General features: G+C 70.7%; 13 protein-coding genes. 7 read left to right on the top strand and 6 right to left on the bottom strand.

The window, feature by feature from the left end; genetic code table 11:
• Position 1: 1 nt before the first annotated feature.
• Genes ACFO0C_RS06520 through ACFO0C_RS06510 form a run of 3 tightly spaced genes read right to left on the bottom strand, consistent with a single transcriptional unit; the run spans position 2 to position 1,772 of the window.
• A complete protein-coding gene (locus ACFO0C_RS06520) occupies positions 2-496 on the bottom strand; it encodes a TspO/MBR family protein (protein ID WP_378065626.1) in 495 nt (164 codons plus the stop codon).
• A 59-nt stretch (positions 497-555) separates the two neighbouring features.
• Entirely contained in the window at positions 556-969 is a 414-nt protein-coding gene (locus ACFO0C_RS06515) for a DUF4345 domain-containing protein (RefSeq protein WP_378065625.1), read from the bottom strand.
• Positions 966-1,772 (bottom strand): NmrA family NAD(P)-binding protein, encoded by an 807-nt coding sequence (locus ACFO0C_RS06510; protein WP_378065624.1) that lies wholly within the window; start codon positions 1,770-1,772, stop codon positions 966-968. The genes ACFO0C_RS06515 and ACFO0C_RS06510 overlap by 4 nt, the downstream gene beginning before the upstream one ends.
• Before the next feature lie 129 nt (positions 1,773-1,901).
• Here ACFO0C_RS06510 and ACFO0C_RS06505 point away from each other — a divergent pair, with 129 nt between their 5' ends.
• Entirely contained in the window at positions 1,902-2,819 is a 918-nt protein-coding gene (locus ACFO0C_RS06505) for an AraC family transcriptional regulator (protein ID WP_378065623.1), read from the top strand.
• A gap of 10 nt (positions 2,820-2,829) precedes the next feature.
• Here ACFO0C_RS06505 and ACFO0C_RS06500 read toward each other — a convergent pair whose 3' ends face one another.
• On the bottom strand, positions 2,830-3,408 hold the full coding sequence (locus ACFO0C_RS06500; RefSeq protein WP_378065622.1) for a TetR family transcriptional regulator: 579 nt from the start codon (positions 3,406-3,408) through the stop codon (positions 2,830-2,832).
• 64 nt (positions 3,409-3,472) lie between these two features.
• On the opposite strand from ACFO0C_RS06500, the gene ACFO0C_RS06495 reads away from it, so the two are divergent.
• The gene (locus ACFO0C_RS06495) at positions 3,473-4,264 is read left to right on the top strand and encodes an SDR family NAD(P)-dependent oxidoreductase (protein ID WP_378065621.1); all 792 of its coding nucleotides are present in this window, start codon (positions 3,473-3,475) and stop codon (positions 4,262-4,264) included.
• Here ACFO0C_RS06495 and ACFO0C_RS06490 read toward each other — a convergent pair.
• The gene (locus ACFO0C_RS06490) at positions 4,246-5,931 is read right to left on the bottom strand and encodes a glycoside hydrolase family 13 protein (protein ID WP_378065620.1); all 1,686 of its coding nucleotides are present in this window, start codon (positions 5,929-5,931) and stop codon (positions 4,246-4,248) included. The two genes, ACFO0C_RS06495 and ACFO0C_RS06490, sit on opposite strands and share 19 nt — an antisense overlap.
• An 82-nt stretch (positions 5,932-6,013) precedes the next feature.
• On the opposite strand from ACFO0C_RS06490, the gene ACFO0C_RS06485 reads away from it, so the two are divergent.
• The 4 genes from ACFO0C_RS06485 to ACFO0C_RS06470 all read left to right on the top strand — a co-directional run bounded on the left by ACFO0C_RS06485 (position 6,014) and on the right by ACFO0C_RS06470 (position 10,903).
• Positions 6,014-7,015 (top strand): glycosyltransferase family 4 protein, encoded by a 1,002-nt coding sequence (locus ACFO0C_RS06485; RefSeq protein WP_378065619.1) that lies wholly within the window; start codon positions 6,014-6,016, stop codon positions 7,013-7,015.
• Positions 7,016-7,176: 161 nt separating this feature from the next.
• Entirely contained in the window at positions 7,177-8,331 is a 1,155-nt protein-coding gene (locus ACFO0C_RS06480; RefSeq protein ID WP_378065618.1) for a glycosyltransferase, read from the top strand.
• A gap of 2 nt (positions 8,332-8,333) precedes the next feature.
• Positions 8,334-9,425, top strand: a complete 1,092-nt coding sequence (locus tag ACFO0C_RS06475; protein ID WP_378065617.1) for a glycosyltransferase — start codon at positions 8,334-8,336, stop codon at positions 9,423-9,425.
• Positions 9,422-10,903 carry a glycoside hydrolase family 130 protein gene (locus tag ACFO0C_RS06470; protein ID WP_378065616.1) on the top strand — a complete coding sequence of 494 codons (1,482 nt, stop codon included), beginning with the start codon at positions 9,422-9,424 and terminating at the stop codon, positions 10,901-10,903. Before ACFO0C_RS06475 ends, ACFO0C_RS06470 begins: the two co-directional genes overlap by 4 nt.
• A 110-nt stretch (positions 10,904-11,013) precedes the next feature.
• On the opposite strand, the gene ACFO0C_RS06465 is transcribed toward ACFO0C_RS06470, so the two are convergent.
• Entirely contained in the window at positions 11,014-11,838 is an 825-nt protein-coding gene (locus ACFO0C_RS06465) for a methyltransferase domain-containing protein (protein WP_378065615.1), read from the bottom strand.
• A gap of 220 nt (positions 11,839-12,058) precedes the next feature.
• Here ACFO0C_RS06465 and ACFO0C_RS06460 point away from each other — a divergent pair, with 220 nt between their 5' ends.
• The gene (locus ACFO0C_RS06460) at positions 12,059-13,084 is read left to right on the top strand and encodes a Gfo/Idh/MocA family protein (RefSeq protein ID WP_378065614.1); all 1,026 of its coding nucleotides are present in this window, start codon (positions 12,059-12,061) and stop codon (positions 13,082-13,084) included.
• The last annotated feature ends 152 nt before the right edge of the window (positions 13,085-13,236 follow it).

Here is a 13,236-nt window from a genome sequence, read left to right as displayed (position 1 = left end):
ATTATTGGTTCATCTGCCAGATCGCGGCGTTCAGGGCGGTCGCGAAGGTGACCCAGGCCCAGTACGGCAGCAGCAGGCCCGCCGCGGTCCGGGAGATCGGCCGGAACTTCCACACCGTGACACCGATCAGTACCCAGAGAACCACGATGTCGGCCAGCGCGAGCCCGTATCGCCCGAACCCGAAGAAGATCGGCGTCCAGATCGCGTTCAGCACCAGCTGCGCCGCATACCAGTTGAGCGCCGGCGACCACCCGGTACGCCGCCAGACCAGCCAGCCGCTGACCGCGATCATCGCGTAGAGGACCGTCCAGACCGGCCCGAAGACGGCTGACGGCGGCGCCCACTCCGGCTGCCGCAGACTCTGGTACTCCCCGGCGGTGCCGGCCACACCGAGCCCGCCGAGCAGGGCGGCCGCCGCCACCGCCGCCCCGAATCCGGCCAGCGCCCACCACTGCGACATCGACCGCTGCCCACCGCGCATCACATGACTGGTCATGTCTCCGCCTTACCCCGTGCCCGGCCGGCTGACGCCGATCGGGCACCGGGGATCGGGCGTCAGCGGGGTGGGCGGAGCAGGTGCAGGCACGCCAGGCCGAGCGCCAGCTCCACCACGCCGGCGACGAGCAGCCCGCCGCCCGGTGAGCCGTCGGCGACCAGGCTCACCAGCCGGGCCAGGGCGGTCGCGAGATAGCCGACCGCCCCGACGGCCGCCGCCATCCGCGCGAGCCGGGGTACGAAGGCGCCGAGCAGCACCGTCACACCGGCGGCGAGCAGCAGGGCGCCGGCCGCCCGGGTCTCACTGAGCAGGGCCGCGCCGGCCTCCATCCGGATGCCGTTGACCTCGCGGAACCACACGGGCGCCAGCAGGCTCGCCCCGCCGATCAGGACGATCACCAGCCCGGCGACCGTCAGCACGGCCCGTTGCGGCAGCGCCGTCCGGGCCGCGACCGGTCGCGTCCGCGTGGTCACCACGACCACACCCCCGTCGCGGCGGCGTCGCGGCAGAACGCCGTGAAGTCCCGCGGCTCGCGGCCCAGGGCCTCCTGGACCCCGTCGCCGGCCTTCTCGTTGCGCCCGTCGAAGACCTCGGCACAGAGCTGCACGAACATCTCCGCCTGGTCCGGCCCGACGTGCGGCGTCAGCAGCTCCGGGAACTCGTCGAGCCCGACCGGCGCGTACCGGACCGGCCGCCCGGCGGCGCGGCTGATCTCCCCGGCCATCTCGTCGAAGGTGAGCGGCCGCGACCCGGTCACGTCGTAGAGCCGCCCGTCGTGCCGCGGATCGGTGAGCGCGGCCATCACGACGTCGGCGATGTCCTCGGCGTCCACGACCGGCTCCCGCACCCCACCGGCCGGCAGCGCGAACGCCCCGCCGCCGGGGCCCGGGTGCAGCAGCCCCTCGGTGTAGTTCTGCGCGAACCAGCTGGCCCGCACCACGGTGTGCACCAGCCCCGAGCCCTGGACGGCGCGCTCGGAGAGCTCGGCGTTCGTCTCGCCGCGACCCGAGAGCAGGACCAGGCGCCGCACGCCGGCGGCCGACGCGGCGGCGGCGAACTCCTCGATCACCGCGGGTGCGCCGGTCGCGGCCAGTTCGGGATGCACGATGTACGCCGCCCCCGCCCCCGCCAGCACGGCGGGCCAGGTCTCCGGCCGCTCCCAGGCGAACGGCGGCTCACTGCTCCGGCCGACCGCCCGGTGTGCGAGCCCGGCCGCGGTGAGCCTGTCGACGACGCGGCGTCCGGTCTTCCCGGTGGCCCCGGTCACGAGAATCATGTCTTCCCCCATTCACGTTGTCTGCTGTGGCTCCATGCTCCCGCCGTCGTATCGGACGCTCAATCATTTGCAGTCCGCTTCTCAATGCAGATCGTCCAGCTTCGAGGATTATCTGCATATGATGGCGGGGTGACGGATCCACTCGGGGAAGCGCTGCACCAGCTACGGCTCAGCGGCACGCTGTATTGCCGCACCGACCTCACCGCCCCCTGGGGCATCGCGGTGCCCGAGCTGGAGGGCTGTCTCGCCCTGGTCGTGGTGACCGCCGGTTCCTGCCGCCTGGAGATCGACGGGAGCGAGCCGCTGCACCTGGCCGCCGGCAGCCTCACCCTGCTGCCGCACGGCACCCCGCACGTCTTCCGCAGCGGACCGGACGTGCCCGCCGACCCGCTGTTCGAGCTGCCGGTGGAGATGCTCAGCGACTGCTACGAGCTGCTGCGCCACGGCGGTGGTGGCGAGCTGACCCAGGTCACCTACGGGGTGCTGCGGTTCGACAACGCGGCCGGCGACCGGCTGGCCCGGCAGCTGCCGCCGGTCCTGCACATGGACGGGTGGGACGCCGACGACGCCGGCTGGCTGAACAGCACGCTCCGACTGATCGCGCGGGAGGCCCAGGAGCTGCGCCCCGGCGGGGAGACGGTGCTGACCCGGCTCGCCGACGTGCTGGTGGTCCAGGCGATCCGGGCCTGGCTGGCCGGTGCGCCGGAGGCCCGGCAGGGGTGGCTGGCGGCGCTGCGCGACGAGCAGGTGGGCCGGGCGCTCGCCGCCATCCACCGCTCCCCCGGGCGGGACTGGGGCCTGGTGTCATTGGCCCGCGAGGCGGGGATGTCCCGGTCCGCGTTCGCCGAGCGGTTCACCGCCCTGGTCGGCGAGCCCGCCATGCGTTACCTGGCGGACTGGCGGATGCAGTCGGCCCGGACTCACCTGCGCTCCACCACCGAGCCGCTCTCCGCGGTCGCGCACCGGTTCGGTTACCAGTCGGAGGCCGCTTTCGGCCGCGCCTTCAAACGTGCCTTCGGCGTCTCCCCCGGCAGCCTGCGGGCCTGACGACGGTGACTCAGCGGCGGACGGCGGCGGCCGCGGCGTCGAACAGGGACTCGAGAGGGACCTGACCGCCGGCCCGGGTCCATGCCTCTCCGGCGACGTCGAGGCAGGTGATGACCGTCGCGACGAGCGCGTCCGCCCGTACGTCCAAGGGGTCCGCGGGATCCGCGCCCAGCCGCCGCCGGACCTCGGGGGTGAGCAGCGCCTGCCATTGGAGGTGTTTCTCGATGCTGCGGGCACGCAGCGAGGGCGTCTCGTGGACCATCCGGAAGATCTTGAGCATCGTCTCGTCGTCGTAGGCGGTGTCCTTGACGCTGTGCAGCGCGTTGCACAGCGCCGTCCACGCGTCCTCACCGTCCGGCCGGGCCTCCAGCGCCTGCCGGATGAGGTCGCCGCTGGCGATGAGGTCGCCGAGGACGACGTCCTCCTTGGTGCCGAAATAGCGGAAGAACGAGCGCCGGGAGATGCCCGCCGCGGCGGCGATGTCGTCGATGGTGGTGGCGTCGAAGCCGCGGGTGAGGAAGAGCTCCATCGCGGTCCGGGTGATCTCGCCGTAGACGGCGTTGCGGGTCCGGGACCAGAGCGACGACATGCCGCCACCCTAACACGCCATGCCCGATTGACACTGAGTGCCAGATCGGCATAGCGTGACAACCATGGCCGTCGACTTTCGTAACCAGACCACCCTGATCACCGGCGCGAGCTCCGGGCTCGGTGCCCTCTTCGCCCGCCGCCTGGCCGCCCGCGGCTCCGACCTGGTGCTCGTCGCCCGGCGCACCGACCGGCTGGACGCGCTGGCCGCCGAGCTGCCCGGCGTGACCGTCACGACGATCGGCATGGACCTGGCCCAGCCGGGCGCGGGGGCGAAACTCGCCGCCGCGGTGGCCGAGAGCGGCCTCACCGTGACCAGCCTGATCAACAACGCCGGGTTCGGCACGCACAGCCTGTTCCACGAGGCCGACCCGCAGCGGATCACCGACGAGATCACGCTCAACGTGACGAGCCTGACCGAGATCAGCCGCGCGTTCATCGAGCAGCTCCGGGCACACGGCGGCGGGGTGCTGGTCAACGTGGCGAGCATCGCCGGTTACCAGCCGAGCCCGACGCTGGCGGTCTACGCGGCGACCAAGGCGTTCGTGCTCAACTTCACCGAGGCGCTCTGGGCCGAGTCACGCGGCACGGGGCTCAAGGTGATGGCTCTGTCGCCGGGTGCCACCGCGACCGAGTTCTTCGACGTGGCCGGCCAGGGCGCCGACGGCGGGACGACGCGGATGAGCGCCGACACCGTCGTCGACCTGGCCATCAAGGCACTGGACCGGCGCAACACGCCGCCCAGCCTGATCACCGGCGCCCGCAACCGGGTCATGATCGGCGCCAGCCGGCTGGCCGGGCGGCGGGTCACCCTCGCCGCGCTCGGCGCGATGATGCGTCAGACCGAGCGCCGATAGACCACCGCCTGCCACGGCGCCAGGATCAGGTCCTTCGGCGCCTCCAGATTGGTCAGCACCAGCTCGGCGTCGTCCCAGCCGTCGATCCCGGCATGCGCCTCGACGCCGGAGAAGTTGCCGATCACCAGCAGTTCGGTGCCGCCGAGGCGGCGGGTGAAGGCATACAGACGCTCGTCGTCCGGCAGCAGCATGGTGAAGTCGCCGCCGGCCACCGTGGGTTCGGTCTTCCGTAGCTCGATGAGCCGGCGGTAGTAGTGGAAGACCGAGTCCGGGTCGGCGCGCTGCGCCTTCGCGTTGATCTCCCGGTGGTTGGGATTGACCGGCAGCCAGGGCGTCCCGGTGGAAAAGCCCCCGTGCGGCGAGTCGTCCCACTGCATGGGTGTGCGGGCGTTGTCCCGGCCGCGCGCCCGCAGAACGGTCAAAACCTCTTCGGGGGTACGGCCTTCGAGCTCGACCGCCTGCCGGTACTGACCCAGCGCCTCGATGTCACGGAAGTCGCCGATCCCGCCGAACGGGTAGTTCGTCATGCCGAGCTCTTCGCCCTGGTAGACGTAGGGCGTGCCGCGGTGCAGATGCAGGACGGTGCCGAGCATCTTGGCCGAGGCGGCCCGGTGCGCGGGACTGTCGTCGCCGTACCGCGAGACCACCCGCGGCTGGTCGTGGTTGTTCCAGTAGAGGCTGTTCCACCCGGCCTCGGCGAGTCCGGCCTGCCAGCGGCCGAGGATCGCCTTGAGCTGAGTCAGCTGCAACGGGACGAGCCGCCACGGGTCGGGCCCCCGGTCCACCCAGACGTGGTCGAACTGGAAGACCATGTCGACCTCGCGCCGCTCCGGGTCGGTGTGCAGGATCGCCTCGTCGACCGTGACGCCAGGCATCTCGCCGACGGTCAGCAGACCCTCGCGCCCCTCGAAGACCTCCCGGTGCATCTCCTGGAGGAACTCGTGCAGGCGGGGACCGCCGATGAACGCGGCGGAACCGTCGGCGTAGGCGGATCCGGCGTTCAGCCGTCCGTCCGGCAGGGCCAGGTCCTTGGAGATCATGTTGATGACGTCCATCCGGAAGCCGTCCACGCCCCGGTCCAGCCACCAGCGCATCATCGTGTAGACGGCCTGCCGGACCTCCGGGTTCTCCCAGTTGAGGTCGGGCTGTTTCCGGGAGAACAGATGCAGGTAGTACTCGCCGGTCGTCTCGTCGAACTCCCAGGACGAGCCGCCGAAGACCGAGCCCCAGTTGGTCGGCTCGGCGCCGGGGGTGCCCGGTTCCATGCCCGGACGGGCCGGCCGCCACCAGTACCAGTCCCGTTTCGGGTGGTCCTTGGCCGACCGGCTCTCCAGGAACCACTGGTGCTCGTCGGAGCTGTGGTTCACCACCAGGTCCATGATGATCTTCATGCCCCGGTCGTGTGCGCCGGCCAGCAGCTCGTCGAAGGTCTCCAGGCTGCCGAAGAGGGGTTCGATGTCCTGGTAGTCACTGATGTCGTAGCCGTTGTCGTCCTGTGGGGACGGGTAGACCGGGGACAGCCAGAGCACGTCCACCCCCAGCTCGGCCAGGTGGTCGAGGTGGTCGATGATGCCGCGCAGGTCGCCCATGCCGTCGCCGTCGGAGTCCGCGAAACTGCGCGGATAGATCTGGTAGACGACCGACTGCTTCCACCACGAATCCGTCATTCGTCTTCTCTAACACGAGAACGCGTCGCTCACCGGCGATGCATACTGACCACGTGGTTATAGGCGGAAAATCTGGTTTGTCATGAAGATCGCAATGCTGGGGCCGATCGCGTGGCGTACACCGCCGCGGCACTACGGGCCATGGGAGCTGATCACCAGCCTGCTGGCCGAGGGACTGGTCCAGCGCGGGATCGACGTGACCCTCTTCGCGACTCTCGACTCGCTGACCAAGGCGGCGCTCGACGGCGTGGTCCCGACCGGTTACGAGGAGAACGACGCGATCGACGGCCGGGTCTGGGAGGCGATCCACGTCAGCCACGCGCTGGAGCGGTCCGGCGAGTTCGACCTGATCCACAATCACCTGGACTGGCTGCCGCTGGCCTTCTCGGCACACTGCCGCACCACGATGCTCACCACCGTGCACGGCTTCTCCGGGCGCAACATCCTGCCGGCCTACCAGCGGGCCCGGTCGCACTTCGTGTCGATCTCGGACAGCGACCGCTCCCCCGACCTCGACTACCTGGCCACCGTCCACCACGGCGTCGACCTGGCCGGGCTGCCGTTCCACGCCGGCGGCGGCGACGACCTCATCCTGTTCGGGCGCATCCATCCGGACAAGGGCACCGACATCGCGATCGAGATCGCGCGACGTGCCGGGCGGCGGCTGGTGATGTGCGGAATCGTGCAGGACGCCGACTATTTCCGTGAACGCGTGGAGCCTTTCATCGATGGCGATCGGGTCATCTATCTCGGTTCGGTGGGACCGGAGGAGCGCGACACCATCCTCGGTTCCGGTGCGGCGCTGTTGCACCCGATCCGGTTCGCGGAACCATTCGGGCTCTCCGTGGTGGAGTCGATGGCCTGCGGCACTCCGGTCATCGCGTACCGGAAAGGCTCGATGCCCGAAGTGGTCGACGAGGGTGTCACCGGCCGCCTCGTGGACACCGTCGACGAGGCCGTTGCCGCAGTGCAGGGGATCGCGGAGATCGATCGGGCGACCTGCTCCGCCCACGCTCGGCAACGCTTCTCGGCCGATCGCATGGTCGACGAGTACTTGGCGATTTACCGAAAAATCATCAGTTGATTAGCTAGATCTTGTTAACGTCGCAATGTGAATTGCGCGTTAAACGGGCCATTTTTGGGTATCCCGTTTTCCGCCGCTCACCCGCGGTGTACGGCACCGTGCCCGCGCGCGCTGAGTCCGTGCTGCGGGTTCGTAGCCCGGCCGAGGAGAAAGGCCCAGTCATGCCCGCGACATACGGGTTTTTGAGCACTTATCCCCCCACTCAATGCGGTTTGGCGACATTCAATGCGGCTCTCGCCACACATCTCACCGGCGGCGCCGGTGGTTCAGGCGTGGTGCGGCTGCTCGCCGGCGACAACACCAGTGGTGGGATCGCGCTCGACCGGGCCGCGCCGCGGGTCGTGCACACGTGGAACACCGACCGGCCCGGAGGCTGGGTCGCCGCCGCCACCGCACTGAACCGATTCGACGCCGCGATCATCCAGCACGAGTACGGCATCTACCCCGGAGATGCCGGCGCTGAGGTGCTGCCGGTCCTGCAGGCCCTGCGGATCCCGTCCATCGTGGTGCTGCACACCGTCCTCACGCACCCCGACAAGCTCCAGCGAGCCGTCCTGGAACAGATCGCCGCGGCCGCCGACGCCGTGGTGACCATGACCGACACCGCCCGGCAGCGGCTCACCACCCACTACGACGTGAACCCCCGCAAGATCACGGTGATCCCGCACGGCGCCGCCAGCCACACCAGCACCCCCCGCGAGGGCCACGACCGGCCGCACCTGCTCACCTGGGGACTGCTCGGGCCGGGCAAGGGCATCGAGTGGGCGCTGCGGTCGCTCGCCTTCCTCGGTGACATCGCACCGCGGCCGCTCTACACCGTCGCCGGACGCACCCACCCCAAGGTGCTAGAACAGCAGGGCGACGTCTACCGCGACTCGCTCAAGGAACTCGCCGCCGAACTCGGTGTCGACGACTGCGTGCAGTGGTCGGACGTCTACCTCGAACCGGCCGGGCTGTCCCGCCTGATCCGGTCGGCGGACGCGGTCGTGCTGCCCTACGACTCCACCGAACAGGTCACCTCCGGAGTCCTCATCGAAGCGGTCGCCGCCGGGGTCCCGGTGGTCGCGACCGAGTTCCCGCACGCGGTGGAACTGCTCGCGGACGGGCCGGGGCTGCTCGTACCCCATCAGGATCCCGAAGCGATGGCCATCGCCATCCGTCACGTGCTCGCCGAGCCCGGCCTGCCCGGACGTCTCGCCGGCCTGGCCGGCGGCCCCACGCTGCGCTGGCCCGCGGTCGCCGCGCGGTACCAGTCGCTCATCGCCCGTCTCATCGCCGACCGGCGGCCGCTCGCGGCCGCGACGATCCCCGCCTAGGCATGGGGCAGACCCTGCGGCTGATCCCGCCGCCCATCGGCCTGCGCGACATCCCCGAACCCCGCTGGGACCAGGTGTTCCGGCTCTCCGACGACACCGGGCTGCTCGAACACGCCCGCAACGCGATCGCCCGGCGCGAGCACGGCTACTGCGTGGACGACGTGTCCCGCGGCCTGCTCGTCGCCGCCCGCGAACCCCGGCCCTGGCCCGAACTGGTCCGGCACGCCGAGCGCTACCTGGCGTTCCTCACCCACGCGCAGAGCCCGGACGGGGCGTTCCGCAACCGGATGAGCTACGAGCGCCGGTGGACCGACGAGCCGTCCCTCGGCGACTGGTGGGGGCGGGCCATGTGGGGGCTCGGCACCGCCGCGGCCCGCGGCCCGTCCGGATGGATCCGGCGCGAGGCGATGAACGCGTTCCGGCAGGGCCTGGCCCGCCGGTCCAGCTGGCCCCGGGCGATGGCGTTCGCCGGTCTCGGCGCGGCCGAGGTGCTGCGCGCCGGGCCGTACGACCCGGCCGTCGCCGAGCTGCTCGGCGACGCCGCCACGGTGATCGGGGTGCCCGGCTCCGACCCGGACTGGGTGTGGCCGGAACCGAACCTGACCTACGCCAACCCGTCGCTCGCCGAGGTGGTGATCGCCGCCGGCGACCTGCTCGGCGACGAGGCACTGCTCGTCGACGGGCTGCGGATGCTCACGTGGCTGTGCGGCATGCAGGAACACGACGGCCACCTGTCCACCGTCCCGGTCGGCGGCTGGCGGCCGGGTGTTCCGGACCTCGCCCGGCACCGGTTCGACCAGCAGCCCATCGAGGCGGCGGCCACCGCCGACGCGTGCGCCACCGCCGCCGCGGTCACCGGCGACGAGCACTGGGACGCCTCGCTCTTCCAGGCCATCGCCTGGTTCTTCGGGGACAACGACACCGGAACGGTGATGTACGACGCTGAGACTGGCGGATGTTATGACGGATTGACGGCCAATGGTCCTAATCTGAACCAAGGAGCCGAATCCACCCTCGCGCTCGTCTCGACGATGCAGCACGCCCGCACACTGGCGAGCCGCGGCGCGACCCGACCCTCAGGCGGCCTAGCGTGACAGCAACGGTGAACACCACCGACATCACCCGGCACAACATCACCATGGCGCCGGACGGCCGGCGCGTCGTGATCAAACTGTTCGTCCCCGGCGAGGACGCCCACGCCATCCACAACCGGGCGTCCAGCCTGATCGAGCGGATCCTGCAACTCGACGAGGGCGACATCAACACGCTGCTCGACGACGTGCTGACCCGCTTCTCCGGGCGGCACCACGACATCCTCGGCGTGTTCCAGCACCACTACGAGGTGGTGCAGCACCGGGTGCCCAACGAGATCGAGCTCTCCCCGGCCGCGCGGACACTGATCGGCGCCTACTTCAGCCACGAGTTCTCGGTCGAGGCCGCCGCCCTCTGCAACCCGTCGATGGTGCCGCACCCGGACCAGAGCGAGCTGCTCCCCGGCGAACTGCGGGTGGCGATCAGCCTGCGCCAGATCGGCGAGGGGCACATCTCGTCGATCGGGTTCTGCAGCGCCATCATCGGGCCGGGAGCGGCGATCCGGATGGAGGACCGCGACGGGCCGCTGATGATCGGCCAGCGGGTCGGCGCCAAACACATGCGGCACCAGCTGTGCGCGGCGCTCGCCGAGGAGGAGATCGACAACGAGGCCTCCGCGTACGTGCTCTCCGCGCTGCCGGAACGGTATGACGACCACGAGTTCGAAGAGGTCCTCGGTCACCTGCCGGCCGAACTCCTGGCCCGGCCCACCACGCCGACCGCGCTCGAGGCGATCCGGCGCATCGTCGGCGCCGACTACGCGGTCACCTTCCCGGCCACCATCCCGATGCACCAGCGGGTGCTGTGGCCGTCCACCCCGACCGAGTCCCGGGGCATGGAGGACGCCCGCTTCGTGCAGGTGCTCGACCCGGACGGGCGGATGGCGTACCAGGCCACGTACACCGCCTACGACGGCTTCAACATCGCCGGGCGGGTGATCTTCACCCGGGACCTGCGGCACTTCGAGGTCACCACGCTGCACGGCCCGGCCGCCCGCAACAAGGGCATGGCGATGTTCCCGCGCTACATCAACGGCAAGAAGTACGCGCTGTGCCGGTCCGACGGCGAGACCCTGGGCCTCAGCGTCCGCGACGAACAACATCGGTGGCAGCACGTGGGGCCGACCCTCGTACCGCATCGGGGCTGGGATCTCATCCAGGTCGGCAACTGCGGGTCGCCGATCGAGACCGAGGCCGGGTGGCTGGTGCTCACCCACGGCGTCGGGCCGATGCGCCGGTACGCCATCGGCGCCATGCTGCTCGACCTGGACGACCCGTCCCGGGTGATCGCCGACCTGCCACAGGGCCTGATCGATCCGGACGAGATCGAGCGTGAGGGGTACGTGCCGAACGTGCTCTACTCCTGCGGCGGGCTCGTGCACGATGGGCGGTTCTGGCTGCCGTACGCCTCCAGCGACGTCCGGATCAGTTTCGCCAGCATGCCGCTCGACCGTCTGTTGCACCGCATGCAGCCCGTCTGACCCAGCCTCGCGTCGCGCATCGCCTCGCGTCGCGCGCCTCGCCTTGGCGATCTTGACCGTTTTGCCACCGGGATCGGTGGTGAGGCGGTCAAGATCGGCGGGGGCGGTTGTCAGGCCTTGGTGCCGGCCACCACCCAGATGGTGAGGACCGCCAGGAAGGTGCCACTCTGCCCGGCCGCGTCGACGCAGGCCAGCCACTCGTCGCGCAGGCCGGGCGGCGTCGCCCAGGTCTCCTCGGGCACCCGCGGGTTGACCATCGGCAGCACCACGGCGGCCGACTCCGGACTGGTGAACAGGCAGGTCACCGGCGCGGCGACGACATTGCGGAGGCCGGCCCCGACCAGCCGGCGGCGCAACGTGCGGCCCATGTCGTGCTGCCGCGGCGTGAAGTGGCCGCGCACGTGCGCCAGCACCACCTCACCCAGCCCGGACGGCATGCCGTCGAAGGCCAGCGAACCCCAGTCGGTGTCGACCAGGCAGATCCGCCCGCCCGGCCGGGTCACCCGGACCAGCTCGCGAATCGTCGCGTCAGCGTCGTCGACGTGTTGCAGAACCCGCTCGCACCACACCCCGTCGACGTGGTCGTCCGGCATGGCGAGAGCCGCCGCGTCGCCGGTCAGATAGCTCACGGCACTGCCGTCATGCCTGCTCACGGCGGCCGCGGTGATCGCCGACGAGTGATCCACCGCCAGGACCTCGCCGGCCGGGCCGACCCGGGCGGCGAGCAGCCGGGCCACCTCACCGCTACCGGAGCCGGCGTCGAGCAGCCGCTCACCGGCCGCCGGGCCCAACATGTCGAAGGCCGTGCGGCGAACCCGCTGGATCTCCGGATGCCGGCCCATCTCGGTGAGGGCGTCGAGCACGATTTCCGACATCTGGGCGGAGAGGCCGTCGATGTCGGAAAAGGGCGTCCGGTCCTTCTGCGCGGGTTCCATCCCGCAATTGTTCATCGACAGCACCCTGATCGGCTGCCCCCGTCATCCATCCGACAGGCATGGCACCTGCCCTTTCGCTAGATCAAGCGGCAGATGTGCGCGATCCGCACACGTAGTGGTCGCAAAATCAAGCCGTACGCTCCGTAATGTCTTGCGCATCACATGTCACCGGGGAAATCAGTGGCAACAGGCCGGCAACCGATGTGTAAAACTTCCGGACATGATCGAACGGGTTAAGTTCGGGCTGGTCGGCTACGGCACCGGCGGCCGGGTGTTCCATGCGCCGCTGATCGCCTCCGCGGCAGAGATCGACTTCGTCGGCGTGGTGACCACGTCGCCCGAGCGCCAAGCCCAGGTGGCCGAGCAGCTGCCGGGTGTGAAACCGTACGAGTCGATCGCCGCCCTCGCCGCCGACGGCGTGCAGGCGGTGGCCATCTCCACGCCCGCAGCCACCCACGCCGCCCTGGCGGTCGAGGCCATCGAGGCCGGGCTCGCCGTCGTCGTCGACAAGCCGTTCGCGCTCGACGCCGACACCGCCCGCAAGCTCGTCACCACGGCCGAGGAGGCCGGGGTGCTCCTCACCGTCTATCAGAACCGGCGGTGGGATTCGGACCTGCTGACCATCCGCAAGCTGATGGAGAACGGGTCGATCGGCACAGTCCGGCGGTTCGAGTCCAGGATGGAGCGGTGGGCCCCCGAGCGGCTTCCCGGCGCGGCCGGCGGCGGCACCCTCCTCGACTTCGGCTCCCACCTCGTCGACCAGGCGCTCCAGCTGCACGGCCCGGTCGAAAGAGTGTATGCGGAGGTGCACGGCCCCGACGGCGGCCTCGACGACGACTTCTTCGTGGCCCTGCACCACACCGGCGGCGTCGAGTCGCATCTGTGGGGTTCGTGGCGCCAGGCCGGCCCGGGCCCGCGCTTCCGGGTGACCGGCACCGCCGGGACGTACATCTCCCCCGAACTCGACTACCAGGAGACCCTGCTGAAGGCCGGCAAGTCCCCGGCCCGTCTCGGTGACCGCTGGGGCGTCGAGCCGGAGCACCGCTGGGGCCACCTGTTCCGCGGTTCCACCGGCGCTCCGGTGGAGAGCTGCCGGGGCCGCTGGGACACGTTCTACCCAGCGGTGGCGGCGGCGGTCCGCGGCGAGGCCCCGCTGCCGGTGGACCCGTGGGACTCGGTCCGCGCCATGGAGATCCTGGACGCGGCCCGCCACAGCGCCACCACAGGCTCAGCCGTCCCCGTCTGACCCACCCCGGCCCCTTCGCGTGGTGACTTGCGGCTCGATCCGGGCCACCGGTCACCACGCCCCACGGGGCCGACGTGAGCATGGTGACTTGCGGCTCGATCCGGGCCACCGGACCAACGTCAGCATGGTGACTTGCGGCTCGATCCGGGCCA

This window comes from Actinoplanes subglobosus, from assembly GCF_042650585.1.
Taxonomy (GTDB): Bacteria; Actinomycetota; Actinomycetes; order Mycobacteriales; family Micromonosporaceae; genus Actinoplanes; species Actinoplanes subglobosus.
This window is presented reverse-complemented; position numbering and strand designations above follow the sequence as displayed.